We start from the raw sequence: 14,073 nt of genomic DNA, 5'->3' as shown, positions 1-14,073 counted from the left end.
TTCCTCCTAGTCTTCTAGATGAGCAAAGCCCATTTTATCACGAATCTTGTCATGCAAATCTGCAATGACTCCAGGTTTTTCAACTTTAGGAGCATTCTCATGAAGCAACCAAGTCTTAGCCCAGTGGGTATCAGTGACTGAAAACTGAGGTGCTTTCTGTTCAAAGTCAATTTGCATCGCATAATCTGACCGAAGGGCAAAGGCATCACCTTTCAACTCAGTATAAAGAGACGGTGGTGTTCCTGGGATAGAGTACAATTCCCCTTTATCATCAGCAAGCTGTGGCAAGCTAGACAAGAGACTCCAAGTGTATGGATGACGTGGATCGTAGAAGACTTCCTCAACAGTACCGTATTCTACAATTTCCCCAGCATACATAACCGCTACCTTATCGGCAATACTTGCTACCACACCAAGGTCATGGGTGATAAAGATAATGGTAAAGTGGTACTCATTTTGCAAGGTTTTAAGCAAATCAATGATTTGCGCTTGAATGGTTACATCAAGGGCCGTTGTTGGCTCGTCACAGATCAAGATATCTGGACGACAGGCAAGGGCAATCGCAATAACGATACGTTGGCGCATCCCTCCAGAATATTGGAAAGGATACTCTTCAAAACGTTTTTCAGCATCTGGGATTCCGACCTTGTTCATATAGTCGATTGCCATCTCTTTGGCTTCCTTAGCTGTTTTCCCTTGGTGTTTAATGATCACTTCAGTGATTTGGCTACCGATTGTATTGATTGGATCCAAACTTGTCATAGGGTCTTGGAAGATGGTCGCAATTTTAGCACCACGAATCTTCTCCCATTCCTTGTTAGAAGTAAGAGCAGTCAAGTCTTGTCCACGATAGTCGATGCTTCCTTGGGCAATACGTCCATTGTCTTCTAACATCCCTGTAAAGGTTTTTGTTAAAACAGATTTACCAGAACCGGACTCACCTACCAAGGCAAGAACTTCTCCTTCAATCAGGTCTAGAGAAACTCCTCGGATAGCTGTCAGAACTTTGTCACGAACGTCAAATTCCACGACAATATCACGAGCAGTCAAAATTACATTATTTTCTTTTGTCATGTCTACTCCTATCTATGTGTACGTGGATCACTAGCATCCGCTAGGTTTTGACCAACAACGAAGAGAGATAGGGACACCAAGATCAAGGTTGTCAACGGAATCCAGAATAAGTAAGCGTTGGTCGTAACGTTTTGTGAGTAATCTGAGATCAAACGTCCCAAACTTGGCACTGTTACAGGCAATCCCAATCCAAAGAAGGAAAGGAAGGCTTCATAAGAGATGAAGCTTGGCAACATCAAGGTCATCGTAGAAACAATAACGGATACCAATTGTGGCATGATATTTTTAACAATGATTTTAAAGGTTGGTGTTCCAAGTGTTTGAGAAGCAAGGTTGTATTCCAAATCACGGTAACGCATGATTTGGATACGAATCATATAAGCAATCCCAATCCAAGTTGTCACACTCATGGCAAAAATCAAATTCCAGAAACCAGCACCGATTGAGTAAGTCAAGACAATGACAATCAAGAGAGATGGAATGTTTGAAATAATGTTATAAACTTCCATCATGACACGGTCAACGGATTTTGAAATTCCCCAAATTCCACCAACAATAACCCCGATCACAAGGTTGATAAAAGTGGCAATTACAGAGATAAGAATTGAATTACGCGCACCAAACCAAACCCCGTCAAACAAGGATTTACCATTGCTATCTGTACCAAACCAATGTTCAGCATTGGGCTTGATAAAACGAGCAGAGAAGTCATTGACCTTACTTACATCGTTGAAGTCAAAATCTGAGAACATTGGGTAAATAAAGCTCATCAAGATAATGGCAACCAAAATCCCCAACATAAGGACTGTTGATTTTTTCTTTAGAAATTGTCTAAATACAGAACCCCAGTATGAATAGGCAGGGGCGTCAATTGTTTCAGAGGCAAAATCGTCACGTTTTACGAACTGAAATTTTTCTTTTCCGATTGTTGACATTATTTGCCTCCTTTCTCTGTCAATTTAATACGTGGATCAAGCATGGTCATCCAGATATCCCCTACAAAGAGTGAGAAGATAGAAATACATGTGAAGATGAAGACAAGACCAACTACCATTGAGTTGTTTGATGCCTTAACAGAGTCAATCAACATTTTACCCATACCTGGGAAAGCGAAGACCGTTTCTGTCAATGTTGCACCACCGATAACCCCGATTACGGCACCAGGAATACCTGAAACCAAAGGAACCATGGCATTTTTAAAGATGTGTTTATTTGAAATTTCTTTTTCAGACAAACCTTTTGCACGAGCAAAACGAACGAAGTCCTGAGATTGCAAGTCGATCATGTAACGACGAATCCAGATAGCTGTACTTGGTGCACCCAGCAAACCTAGAATGACTGCTGGCAAGACATATGAACGCCAGTCCCCAGCTCCCAAGATAGGAAATGAATCTGGCAGACCGATAGATGATCCAATCAAGCGCACGATATAAACCAAGGCAATCGTTGGAAGTGCAAGCAAGAAGGTTAGAGCACCTGTCGAGAAGCTATCAATCCAAGTATTCTTGTGACGAGCCATGGCAGATCCAAGTGGAATCGCAATCGCATACGAAATAATCAAACCAATCAAACCAGCAACCGCTGAGCTTGCGATCATTGATGGGTATTGATAATTGCTTTCTGTAGCTGTATATGGATCGTCTTTACCATAGTTGGCTACTTCACGCGCATCTGCTTGACTTGGAGATTTGTAGGTACGAGAGTAAATATCTACAGATGAAGTCTTTTTACCTGTAGGGAATTGAACTTCTGATGTCTTAGTTTGTCCCTGACCTTGTGTGATAACTTGAAGCACTGGTGTGTTTGCATAAGTTGGGTAAGAGTCACCCAAGTTAATGTTCACAAAGTTTTGGTGTACAAATGGGAATTGATTGTTGAAATACAAAAGGTATTTATGTTTTGTACCTGAACCAACCAATGACCAACCGATAGCAGGGTCATTTTCAAAACGAAGATAACGTTGCAAGTTTGGATTTTCAGGGTCTTGAATCTTGTTTGGATGATCAATATCAATCAAGTTGGAATAGAATTTGAAAACACGTTCAAAAATTGGAATTTCACGCGTAGCATAGAATTGACCACTTTCTGAGAACACACCAAGTGTCCAACCATTTCCTAGTTGGTTGATGTATTTTTCGTAGATTGCCTTGTTGGTATCATTGGCATCTACTGTTACAGATGAGTCTATCGTGCTAGCTTTTTCTTGCAACTCCTTGGTATCGTAGTACTCGATATAGCCCATCCGCTCATAAACGGTATTTTCATAATTATCCCGCTTGTCCGGCGTCGTTGCAATCTTGTTATAGTTGGTATCCTGCTTGAAAATCAATTTTCGAGGAACCATCGTATAGATAATTGTGTAGGTCAATGTTGTCACCAAGAAAATAGACAACAATGAACGCAATACACGCATAAAAATATATTTCTTCATATCGTTTCCTTTTAAAATCCCAAAAGAACCTTCTCCTCATGGAGAGAAAGTTCTCTTGAGAGTTATTTATTTAACGTGGTTAGCCAATTCTTTTTGAACTTTTTCGTTTGATTCTTTTTTCTCTTTGAGCCATTTTTCACGAGCTTGTTCATAGTCAGCTTTTGTTACAACCTTATCTTGTAACTGAATATACTTGAAGTATACGTCTGATCCCTTATCTCCAGATTGACTGTAAGATGCTGTGAATGGTACAACACGAGAAATGATTGGTGCAGCACCACTTGATGACATAGCTGGCAAGAAGAGTGAGCTATCTGTCAACCAAGCTTGGGCAGCCGCATATTTTTCATAACGAACATTCAAGTCGTTGGTTTCCTTAGCAGCTTCATCAACTAGCTTATCGTATTCTTTCAAACCAACTTGAGCCGCTGCAGCATTATCTGCACCTTCGTAACCCATGTATGTTTTTGTTTGTTCAGCATTCGTTGTCTTCAAGATATCAAGGTAAGTTGATGGATCTTCATAGTCAGGGTTCCATCCAACAGCACCTGAAAGATCCCAATCTTCTGCTGCTGCATTTGGTGCATGGTATGTGATATTCAATGCCTCATCTTTAGAAATTTGATGAATATCAATGACTACGTTTTCTTCTCCAAGCACTTTTTCAACTGTCTGTTTGAAGGATTGGATACGAGCAATATAGGCTTTAGAAGTTTGGTCTACTGGGATATCCAAGTGGATAGGGAATTTCACACCTTCTGCTTCCAATGCAGTTTTAGCTTTGGCAAATTCTGCTTTAGCTTTATCGGCGTTGAAGAGTCCATCTTGACCATCCGCAAAGTTTACGTTCTTCCATTCATCACCATAAGCAGCCATCTTTTCAGTTACCAAGTCACCGAAAGTTTTTTCGCCTGCTGAGACAAAGGTAGGTTTCACAAAGAGGTTACGAACTGCAAGAGGAGCGCCTTCTTTACCATTAATTTGTGCTGAGTAAGACGTACGGTCAAAGGCAAAGTTCAAAGCCTGACGGAAATCTTTGTTAAGAAGGGCTTTCTTAGTAGAAGTCTTCTCCTCGTCAGTTGTCTTAGAAGTGTATTTGTATCCTTGACGGTCAATATTCACACCCAAACCACCAATACCAGGTCCTGATGGATTGTAGTAGATATTTTCCTTGTAGCTTTCTGCTACCTTAGAGTAGTTTGAACTTGTAGGGAAGAGACGGGCATAGCTATAAGCTCCGCTTGTAAAGTTACGCTCAAGCGACTCTTGGTCTGATCCATCATAGAAAGCAAGAGTAACTTTATCGAGATGAACATTGTCTTTGTCCCAGTAGTTTTCATTTTTAGCGAACTCGATAGAAGACTTAGCAGTCAACCCTTTCAGCAAGAATGGACCATTGTAAAGCAAGGATGTAGGGTCTGTTGCTTTAGCAAAGTCAGCTCCTTTTGATTTTTCAAAATCTTCGTTCAATGGCCAGAAGATTGAATAAGCCATCTTAGAGTTCCAGTATGGTTCTGGTTGGTTCAAAGTATACTCAAGAGTATAATCATCAACTGCCTTTACACCTACTGAAGAAAAATCTTTTGAATTGCCTGATAAATAATCAGACAAACCTTTAACAGAATTTTCTGCTAGGTAAAGAGCTTCTGACTTGTTATCAGCTGCGTGTTTCAAACCATTTACAAAGTCTTTGGCAGTAACTTCTGCGTACTCTTCTCCGTCAGATGTCATCCATTTGACTCCTTTACGAATCTTGTAAGTATAAGTCAAACCATCTTTTGAAACGGACCAGTCTTCTGCAACTGCAGGAACTAGGTTCCCATACTTATCGTTTGTGAAAAGACCATCGATACCATTTGAAGTGGCAACCTTAGTACTTTTTTCCCTGAAATGAGGTAATCCAACGTTTCTGGATCAGCTGTATAAACATAACCATAATTTTTTGGCGCTGTTGAATCAGATGATTTTGAAGAACCGCAAGCAGCTAAAACGCCAGTTGCTAATAGGGCAATTCCTGCTGCGACAAATACTCTACTTTTTTTCATGTTTTTAACTCCTCTTGAAAAATTTAGGCTTATTGGAAATTATAACATATATCTTTTAAAAAGTAAACGAATTTTCAGAATATTTAGGCGCATTTCCTCAAAAAACTTCTATTTGTCAAAATTTCTACATTCTTTGTTTGTTTCTGCAAGAAATACTTTCTAGTCTGACCCTCTTTAGAATGGGATTTTTACAAGCTTTTTCTCACTTCTTCGATCATCATCTGTTTTCCTAAATTGGATTTTAGAATAAGAAACTATTGACGGGAAATGATTTTCAAGGTATAATAATAAACGTTGAGGCGGTATAGCCAAGTGGTAAGGCACGGCTCTGCAAAAGCTTGATCGTCGGTTCAAATCCGTCTACCGCCTTTCAGTACCTGAATTAACAGGAATTAACCAAATGAAAAGCTCGTAAAACCGGGCTTTTTTATTATTCCTAATAAGTGGGGATAACTGAACCTACCATCTAGATTTACAAAAAGCAGTGACTCAAGTCACTGCTTTATTCTGTTTCTTCTTCAGGTTCTAGTTCTGTGATTTGAACTTTTACCTTGGTAACACGTCCATTTTTCACCTTATCGTTGGTCAGGACGACTTGCTTGTTTTGACTGACCAGTTGGTAACTGATTTTCTCAGTGGTTGGAATCGTACCAACACCCGTCAAATAATAACCGGCGATGGTATCCACATCATCGCTTTCTAGTTCGACACCAAAGTAGTTATTGAAGTCGTTAAGATTCATGGTTCCCTGTGCAATATAGGTGTCCTCACCGATTTGATGGACTTCGATTTCTGCCCTATCGGTCTCGTCATCAATCTCACCGACAATCTCTTCTAAAAGATCTTCCAGAGTTACCAAACCAGCCATACCACCATATTCATCGAGCAAAATGGCCATTTGTCTTTGGGTATTTCGCAATTCTTTTAGCAAGTCATCCACAAAAATAGTTTCAGGAACAAAGAGTGGATCTTGTAAGATCTTCTTCCAGACAATATTTTCAAAGCCATCTGCATAGGCAGCGTTTAGCAAACGCTTGGTATGAATCAAACCAATCACATTGTCCTTATCCCCATCATAAACAGGGATACGTGAGAAATTTTGCTTTAGAATACTTTGGATAATGGTTTGACTATCATCCTGAATATCCACCATAAAGGCATCTGTCCGAGGAACCATGACTTCTCTCGCCATCAGCTCATCTAGAGAGAAGATCCCTTGTAACATCTCGATTTCGTCTGCATCCAAAGTTTCCTCACTTTTGGTCAACATGTACTCAATTTCATCTCGAGTCATTTTTTCATCCGCATCATCAAAGGTCATTGGCGTTAAACGACTCAAGAGATTGGTTGAAGCAGATAACAACCAGACAAAGGGACTGACAATTTTCCCCAAGCCAATAATGACTGGTGCGGTTCGGATGGCCAAGGTATCTTTCAGATTTAGAGCGATTCTCTTGGGATAGAGTTCCCCAAAAACAATAGAAATATAGGTCAAAAACGCTAAAGATAGAAAACTTGCAATAGCGTAAGCTGTTTCACTATTTCCTATCCAAGATGCGATTTCGCGTCCTAGAGTGTCTGCTAAACTAGCCCCTGACAAGATGGTAATTAACGTGATACCAACTTGAATTGTTGATAAAAAGTGGTTAGGATTTTCAAGTACCTTTAACAAACGAATGTAACGTTTGTCTCCCTCTTCTGCCTTTTGTTCCACTCGGGAACGGTTTAGTGACACCATTGCCATTTCAGTGGCTGAGAAAAAAGCATTTAACAAGGTCAAGATAAATAACAATACAAACTGTAGCAACAAATTCTGACTGCTCGGGTCTTCCATAGTCCTTCTCCTAAAATAGTATCTTGTGTTTCATTATATCATAAAATCTCTCAGGATTCACATTATTTTTCATTTAAACAACAGCTCCCCTGCCTCTAAAAGACAAAGGAGCTGTTTTTATAGTATCTATTGTTTCTAGTCCGTCACTGTTACTTGCCCTGTTCGGTAATCAAGCTGGATTCCCTTTTGAACATTGGGGATTAGGACATTGAATTCCAATTCGCCATCTGAAGACTTGGCTTCGATTTGTGAAGCGGATGGAACTAGGTCCTCATTTGTCGCATAGTGGAGCGTCACGCGATAACGGACCCTCTTGTTTTGGTCCAAGGCTTTTCTGACCAAACTCTCATAGTAGTTCTGACCTGTCGAATCCTCAGCCTGCGCTTGGTTAGCCCAAGCTGTCTGAACTGCAATATTCTTGGGATTGCTGGTAGAGGCATCAAAACCATCCAAACCACCTATCAAAGCATAACCCAGCAGGTGTCCTCTATCAACTGCATGTGTATAGGACCCCTTTAGATTCTTGACCTGATGCCATCCTGGTGGCGTCCAAGAGGTGGAGCCATTTCCAGTCTCTTCACGATTTTTATACTGCCGAGTCGCTTTGGATAAGATGGCATTGGCAACCGTTGGAACTGTTTCTTTTCCCACTGTCTTTGTTTTATTATCCGCATAGGGTTTGCTAGAAACCTTGGCATCTAGATTGGTTTTATTGCCATTGACAATAAAGGCTCCTGCTCCATTCCACTCAAGCCCCCCCTTGATTTGGTTTTTGATTAACTCAGTTAAGACACTTTCAGCCAGCTCCTGACTGGGAGCTTCTGAAGCTTGTTTTTTCTGACTAACCTTGGTTCTAGGGGTGTTTGGCGCTGTCTGCATCTGCTTGATATAGTAGCTTCCAGCAGCCAAGAGTAAGAATATAAGTAACCCTATCAGAGCTTGTCTTGTTTTTTTATCCATTTTTCTCCTTATTTCTTTAGAAAAAGACTGGTCTCCCAGCCTAATTTCCTGTAAATTTGCTAATCAATTCCTGCCACTTTGCTGGAGACAAGATAGCCCATGGATCCTGTCCCTTTCCTAGGATACCATAGCCAACCATCAAGCCGATTCCTAAAGCCAGAAAGCCTAGCAATAGTACGATAAAAATCAACAGTAAACGACGGAGTACATAGCGTAAGTTTTTATTCTTCTTCATCATTTGCCTCGATTCGCTGAATCTTCGCTCCTAGCTGAGCCAATTTCTCATGGAAACGGTAGTAACCTCTATCAAGGTGGACTAATTTACCAACAACTGTCTCCCCTTGCGCTACTAAACCTGTCAGAATCAAGGCCGCACTGGCACGAAGGTCCGTTGATAGAACTTCTGCCCCCTGTAAAGCCTGTCCCCCAACAATACGAGCTGTGTCACGGATAATCTCTGAGTGCAAGCCCATACGGCGCATTTCCTCTAAGTGTTGGAAGCGATTCTCAAACACTGTTTCCACCATGGTGGATTCCCCTTTTGCGACTGTCATCAGAGCTGTAAATTGCGCCTGCATATCTGTTGGGAATCCTGGATGTGGTAAGGTTTTTACATGAACAGCCTTGAGATTTTCAAGTTGAGAACGAATACGAATGCCTTCTGATTCCTCTGTCACTTCAACGCCCATTTCAAGGAGTTTTGAAATCAAGGGGCGATTGTGTTCCCAGACTGCATCACGAACGAGGACATCTCCACCAGTCATAGCTGCCGCTACCATAAAGGTTCCGGCTTCGATACGATCCTGTACAACACTGTGAGTCGTACCATGGAGTTCCTTGACACCAGTTACTGTGATTGTTTCAGTACCAGCTCCCTTGACCTTGGCTCCCATTTCATTAAGAAGGATAGCGAGGTCAACAATTTCCGGCTCACGCGCAGCATTTTCAATGACCGTCACACCATCAGCTAGAGTCGCTGCCATCATCAGGTTTTGTGTTGCACCGACACTAGGAAAGTCCATGTAGATATGAGCGCCATGCAGGCGTTCTGCCTTAGCTTCGATGTATCCAGCTGTCTGGGTGATTTTTGCCCCCATAGCTTCCAAACCTTTGAGGTGGAGGTCGATTGGACGACTCCCGATGGTACATCCCCCTGGCATAGAAACTTTGGCATGTCCTACACGAGCAAGGATTGGCCCCAAGACAACGATGGATGCACGCATCTTGCTGACATACTTGTATGGAGCTTCCTCAGTGATATCACCAGTCGCATCAACCTCGACAACATGAGCTTCCTCATCAAAGTCCACCTTGGCATTCAGACCTCGAACCACTTGATTCATGGTGAAAACATCTGACAAGATTGGGACATTCTGCAAGACTGTCTTACCCTTGCTTGCTAGAATAGTCGCTGCCAACAAGGGCAAGACTGCATTCTTTGCTCCCTCGATCGTCACACTCCCGACCAGACGATTATCTCCGCCTTGAACCACAATTTTTTCCATAGTTGTTTCCTTTACTTTTGATTTTATAATAGTCCTCTAAGTGCTTCTTGCCACAGTTGGTACAAACTGATAAAGAATGAACTCAAGATGTAGCCCATCACAATACTAAAGAAGCCTACCAACAAACGAACTTTTTTTGTGTTAGTACCGGTCACTTTTAAAACCTTTTCCCATCTCACAAGATCCTTCAAAAGGTAAAAACTCAAATAAATAAAGAGTATATGACTACTTAGAGTGAATAATAATTGAACCATTTGACTATTATACCATCTTATCCGCTTGCGCGCTAGTTTTCAATTTTTCTACGAATTAGGGATTGTTTTTAAGGTAATCAATTGCATCCTGCAAAGTCTTAACGGGAACGATTTTCATCTCTGTTTTGATCGTTTTAGCAGCTTCTAGGGCTGTTTCATAGTTGCTTTTCGCATTGGGATCTGCTTTTTTTGCTTCCTCGGTGACTGGATTGTCAGGAGCAAAAAAGATGTTGGCTCCCTGACGAGAGGCTGCAACTACTTTTTTATCAATTCCACCGATGTCGCCAACATTTCCATCGCGATCAATAGTTCCCGTTCCCGCAACGATGCGGCCATTACGAAGTCCTGGATCTGCTATCTGGGTATAAATAGCGAGACTAAACATGAGACCGGCACTTGGGCCGCCGATACCAGCTGTTGAAAAGCGAATTGGAACGTCACTGGTCACTTCCGTACGGTCAATCAAACCAATTCCAATCCCGTTTTTTCCGTTTTCGAGAGTGATAATTTTACCTTCTGCAGACTTGACTTTTCCGTCTTCTTCATAGGTTACCTTGACCGTATCTCCTAATTGTTGAGAGTTGACATAGTCGACCAAGTCTTTTGAACTGTCAAATGTTTTGTCATTAACAGCCGTCACGGTATCTGCAATGTTCAGAATGCCCTTAAAAGTTGAATTGTCCGTCACGGTCAAGACATAAACTCCCAGATACTTGAGTTCAATATCTTTCCCAGCCGTCTTCAATCCTTGATACTTGGCCATGTTTTGAGAAGTTTGCATGTAGAACTGATTGATCCGCATAAACTCTGCATCAGTAGAGCCACCCGTAGTCTCCTTGGCACTTCTAATATCTGTGAAAGGCGTTAACCAAGCATAGACAAGATGCGATAGGGTTGCGTGTCGAATACCGACTGTTACAAACTGGTAAGCTCCTGCTTCTGTGTCTTCTGTTTCATTGACTTTCAAAACGCGACGAATATCTTCCGCTCCACCTGGAACTTCTATGTAGTATGGTAAAGGTACTACAAAGGCTAAAAACGTCAATATTAGTGCTAGGATGACATATAAGGGCCATCTAGTTTTTTTCTTCATGTTCTAATTCCTCCACAACACTATTTGGGACATATTGCTGAATCTCCTGACCAAACTTCAGAAGTTCTCTCACGGCCGAAGAGCTGATATAAAGATGCTCTGGGCGGCTATATAGGTAAATGGTTTCGATTTCTGGAGCCAGTTGATGATTGTAGTAATCAAAACTAGACTCATATTGCAAGTCGGTGGTATTTCGCAAGCCACGGACAAGGGTCTTAGCACCCAGTCTTTTTGCAACATCGACGACTAGTTGGTCATGAGAAGCCAGCACCTCTACATTATCTAAATGCGCCACCGCTTTTTCGACTGCTCGTTTACGGTTTTCAACAGGGAGAAAGCCTTGTTTGTGGGGATTGTAGAACACCCCGACATAGAGCTTATCAAAGAGTTTGCTGGCACGTTCAATGATATCCAGATGTCCATTTGTCATCGGATCAAATGAACCTGTAAATAATCCAATTTTATCTGACATAGACCGTCACCTTACTAATCCCATATATTTTTTCCTTCCAGATGCCTAAGCAGGCGATTTCTTCTGGAAGTTCTACAGACTTATCGGTTTCACAGACAACCATGACCTCTTCGGAGAAAAGGTTTCTTTCTGCCATTTTCTCGATATCTGCAACGATTTGTTCCTTGGCATAGGGAGGGTCTAAAAAGACCAGGTCAAAGGGACCTTTCACTTGCTCCAAGGCCCGTTCAGCCTCCATCTTTAAGAGTTGAAATTTGGAAGCTTCCTTGGTCATTTGGATGTTTTCAGCGATGATAGCTTGCGCCTTTCGATCCCGTTCCACTAAGACAGCATGGGACATCCCACGCGAGACTGCCTCAATGGATAAACCACCACTGCCAGCATAGAGATCCAAGACACGACCGCCCTCAAAATAGGGACCTATCATGTTAAAGATAGCTCCACGCACCTTATCTGATGTCGGCCTCGTCGTCTTGCCTTCTAGCGTCTTGAGGGGACGCCCTCCGTAGATTCCTGATACGATTTTCATACCGTTTATTATACCAAATTATAGGCAAAAAGAGAAAGAAAACCGAACCTTGCGGTTCGATTCTCTACAAAATATTTTCGTACGTATCGCGGACTTCTTGAGGCCAGACACTGGTCTGAACCTCTCCGATGTGTTTCTTACGAAGAAGGAACATGGCCATCCGAGACTGTCCGATACCCCCACCAATTGTCAGTGGGAAAAGGCCGTTAAGCAAGGCTTTATGCCATTCCAGCTCAAGACGATCTTCGTCCCCTGTAAGAGCCACTTGGCGACGAAGGGTATCCTCATCTACCCGAATCCCCATTGATGAAAGTTCAAAGGCACAACCAAGAGATTCGTTCCAAACGAGAATATCGCCATTCAACCCCTTGTAGCCATTTTCAGACTCTGTTGTCCAGTCATCGTAGTCAGGTGCGCGGCCGTCATGAGGTTTGCCATCAGGCAACTCGCCACCGATACCAATCAAGAAGACTGCACCAAACTCTTTACAGATCGCATTTTCACGCTCTTTCGGTGTTAGATCTGGATAGCGTTCCACCAACTCTTCTGTGTGAATGAAGGTGATTTGTTTTGGCAAGATGGATTCGATATCGTAGCGGGCTTCTACGGCTAGCTCTGTCAGACGGATAGCCTTGTAAATCTTCTCAACAGTTTCCTTGAGATAGGCGATATTGCGTTGACCGTTTGGGATAACCTTCTCCCAGTCCCACTGGTCCACATAAACTGAGTGGGTCGCGTCGAGCGAATCTTCGTCTGGACGAAGGGCCTTCATATGAACAAACAGACCTTCACCTTCACCGAAACCAAAACGAGCCAAGGTGTGGCGTTTCCATTTGGCAAGTGAGTGAACGACTTCATAGGTTTCATCTGGAATCTGCAAAACCTTGACAGATACTGGATTTTCGACACCTGATAGGTTGTCCTGCATCCCATCCCCGACCTTGCTCAAGATAGGACCTTGAACTTCAACAACTTCTAACTTATCTTTCAAATACTGGGTAAAAGTGTTCTTCACAAAGGAAATTTCTTCTTGTTGATGAATAAAACTTTTCTTCATAAACAGCTCCTCAAAAATTAGTTAAAAGCATTATACACCTATTTCCAAGAAAAGAAAAGAGTAAATAAGAAAAAGTCAGTGCTCTTTTGAACACTGACTCTGTCATTCATTAATCATTTCGACCAAAGATTCGTAAGATGCTAAGGAAGAGGTTGATAAAGTCTAGATAGATGCTGAGCGCCATTGAGATGACCCATCCTGTCGCTACTTGCCCTCGTGACTGCTCATAAACATAGCGAATCTTTTGGTTGTCCCAAGCAATCAAACCTGAGAAAACCAAGACCATGGCAATACTAATCATGTAGTCAAAGAAACTATTGGCTAGAAAGAGGTTAACGACCATGGCAATAATTAACCCGACAAGCGCAGCCATCAGAGCTCGTCCCATTCCACTCAAATCTTTCTTGGTGAAAATTCCGATTGCCGCCATGACAAAGAAGAGAAGGGCACTGGATACAAAGGCTGATAAGACGGTCCCAGGTGTATAGAGGGCTACGACAAAGCTGAGCGTAAAGCCATTTAAAACAGAATAAACTAAAAATACTGGGAGAGCTGCTGGGCTATTTTTTGTAGCCATGCTACTTGCAACAAAGACTAAACCAAGTTCTGCAAAAGTTGCAATCATCAACCAGAGACGGCCATGCATTAAAAAGTAAGTCAATTGAGCTTGGAAGACTGTCAACATCAAAGCTGACACGAGAGCCGATAGACCAATCCCAAGTCCCACAAAAGCATAAACCTTAGCGTAAAATTGATTAAGACCTGAACGTTCTTGAATAATCGTTTGATTCATTCTGATTCTCCTTTTTCTATAAATAT

The 14,073-nt window shown here is 42.0% G+C and carries 13 protein-coding genes, 1 tRNA gene and 1 pseudogene; 1 reads left to right on the top strand and 14 read right to left on the bottom strand.

Going from position 1 to position 14,073, the window contains the following annotated elements:
- Nucleotides 1–6: 6 nt before the first annotated feature.
- The 4 genes and pseudogenes from HMPREF0849_RS08050 to HMPREF0849_RS08035 all read right to left on the bottom strand — a co-directional run bounded on the left by HMPREF0849_RS08050 (nucleotide 7) and on the right by HMPREF0849_RS08035 (nucleotide 5,550).
- Nucleotides 7–1,074, bottom strand: coding sequence for an ABC transporter ATP-binding protein (locus HMPREF0849_RS08050; RefSeq protein ID WP_000159697.1), 1,068 nt, complete (start codon nucleotides 1,072–1,074; stop codon nucleotides 7–9).
- 8 nt (nucleotides 1,075–1,082) lie between these two features.
- Nucleotides 1,083–2,009, bottom strand: a complete 927-nt coding sequence (oppC, locus tag HMPREF0849_RS08045) for an oligopeptide ABC transporter permease OppC (RefSeq protein WP_000103938.1) — start codon at nucleotides 2,007–2,009, stop codon at nucleotides 1,083–1,085.
- On the bottom strand, nucleotides 2,009–3,505 hold the full coding sequence (locus HMPREF0849_RS08040; protein WP_000759885.1) for an ABC transporter permease: 1,497 nt from the start codon (nucleotides 3,503–3,505) through the stop codon (nucleotides 2,009–2,011). Before HMPREF0849_RS08040 ends, oppC begins: the two co-directional genes overlap by 1 nt.
- A gap of 66 nt (nucleotides 3,506–3,571) precedes the next feature.
- Nucleotides 3,572–5,550 (bottom strand): annotated as a pseudogene (locus HMPREF0849_RS08035) (peptide ABC transporter substrate-binding protein).
- Between the two features lie 298 nt (nucleotides 5,551–5,848).
- On the opposite strand from HMPREF0849_RS08035, the gene HMPREF0849_RS08030 reads away from it, so the two are divergent.
- A tRNA-Cys gene (locus HMPREF0849_RS08030) sits at nucleotides 5,849–5,919 on the top strand.
- Nucleotides 5,920–6,052: 133 nt separating this feature from the next.
- Here HMPREF0849_RS08030 and HMPREF0849_RS08025 read toward each other — a convergent pair.
- From HMPREF0849_RS08025 to HMPREF0849_RS07985, 10 genes are all read right to left on the bottom strand, one after another.
- Nucleotides 6,053–7,384 (bottom strand): hemolysin family protein, encoded by a 1,332-nt coding sequence (locus HMPREF0849_RS08025; protein WP_000390015.1) that lies wholly within the window; start codon nucleotides 7,382–7,384, stop codon nucleotides 6,053–6,055.
- 135 nt (nucleotides 7,385–7,519) lie between these two features.
- Nucleotides 7,520–8,344: a DNA/RNA non-specific endonuclease gene (locus tag HMPREF0849_RS08020; protein WP_000358998.1), complete on the bottom strand. Its 825-nt coding sequence runs from the start codon at nucleotides 8,342–8,344 to the stop codon at nucleotides 7,520–7,522.
- Nucleotides 8,345–8,384: 40 nt separating this feature from the next.
- Nucleotides 8,385–8,579 carry a DNA-directed RNA polymerase subunit beta gene (locus HMPREF0849_RS08015; RefSeq protein ID WP_000739701.1) on the bottom strand — a complete coding sequence of 65 codons (195 nt, stop codon included), beginning with the start codon at nucleotides 8,577–8,579 and terminating at the stop codon, nucleotides 8,385–8,387.
- Nucleotides 8,566–9,849, bottom strand: coding sequence for a UDP-N-acetylglucosamine 1-carboxyvinyltransferase (gene murA, locus HMPREF0849_RS08010; RefSeq protein WP_000411921.1), 1,284 nt, complete (start codon nucleotides 9,847–9,849; stop codon nucleotides 8,566–8,568). Before murA ends, HMPREF0849_RS08015 begins: the two co-directional genes overlap by 14 nt.
- Nucleotides 9,850–9,872: 23 nt before the next feature.
- On the bottom strand, nucleotides 9,873–10,103 hold the full coding sequence (locus HMPREF0849_RS10350) for a DUF1146 family protein (protein WP_009013716.1): 231 nt from the start codon (nucleotides 10,101–10,103) through the stop codon (nucleotides 9,873–9,875).
- A gap of 55 nt (nucleotides 10,104–10,158) precedes the next feature.
- Nucleotides 10,159–11,196, bottom strand: coding sequence for a SepM family pheromone-processing serine protease (locus HMPREF0849_RS08005; protein ID WP_000730765.1), 1,038 nt, complete (start codon nucleotides 11,194–11,196; stop codon nucleotides 10,159–10,161).
- Nucleotides 11,180–11,668 carry a pantetheine-phosphate adenylyltransferase gene (gene coaD / locus HMPREF0849_RS08000; protein ID WP_001280710.1) on the bottom strand — a complete coding sequence of 163 codons (489 nt, stop codon included), beginning with the start codon at nucleotides 11,666–11,668 and terminating at the stop codon, nucleotides 11,180–11,182. Before coaD ends, HMPREF0849_RS08005 begins: the two co-directional genes overlap by 17 nt.
- Nucleotides 11,658–12,197 (bottom strand): 16S rRNA (guanine(966)-N(2))-methyltransferase RsmD, encoded by a 540-nt coding sequence (rsmD, locus tag HMPREF0849_RS07995; RefSeq protein WP_000706940.1) that lies wholly within the window; start codon nucleotides 12,195–12,197, stop codon nucleotides 11,658–11,660. Before rsmD ends, coaD begins: the two co-directional genes overlap by 11 nt.
- A 64-nt stretch (nucleotides 12,198–12,261) precedes the next feature.
- Nucleotides 12,262–13,254: an aspartate--ammonia ligase gene (gene asnA, locus HMPREF0849_RS07990; protein WP_000747998.1), complete on the bottom strand. Its 993-nt coding sequence runs from the start codon at nucleotides 13,252–13,254 to the stop codon at nucleotides 12,262–12,264.
- Between the two features lie 109 nt (nucleotides 13,255–13,363).
- The gene (locus tag HMPREF0849_RS07985; protein ID WP_001076860.1) at nucleotides 13,364–14,047 is read right to left on the bottom strand and encodes a Bax inhibitor-1/YccA family protein; all 684 of its coding nucleotides are present in this window, start codon (nucleotides 14,045–14,047) and stop codon (nucleotides 13,364–13,366) included.
- Between the last annotated feature and the right edge of the window lie 26 nt (nucleotides 14,048–14,073).

This window comes from Streptococcus sp. C300 (genome assembly GCF_000187645.1).
Lineage (GTDB): Bacteria > Bacillota > Bacilli > Lactobacillales > Streptococcaceae > Streptococcus > Streptococcus oralis_CQ.
Note: the sequence above shows the minus strand (reverse complement) of the source record. Positions and strands in the feature narration are given on the sequence as shown.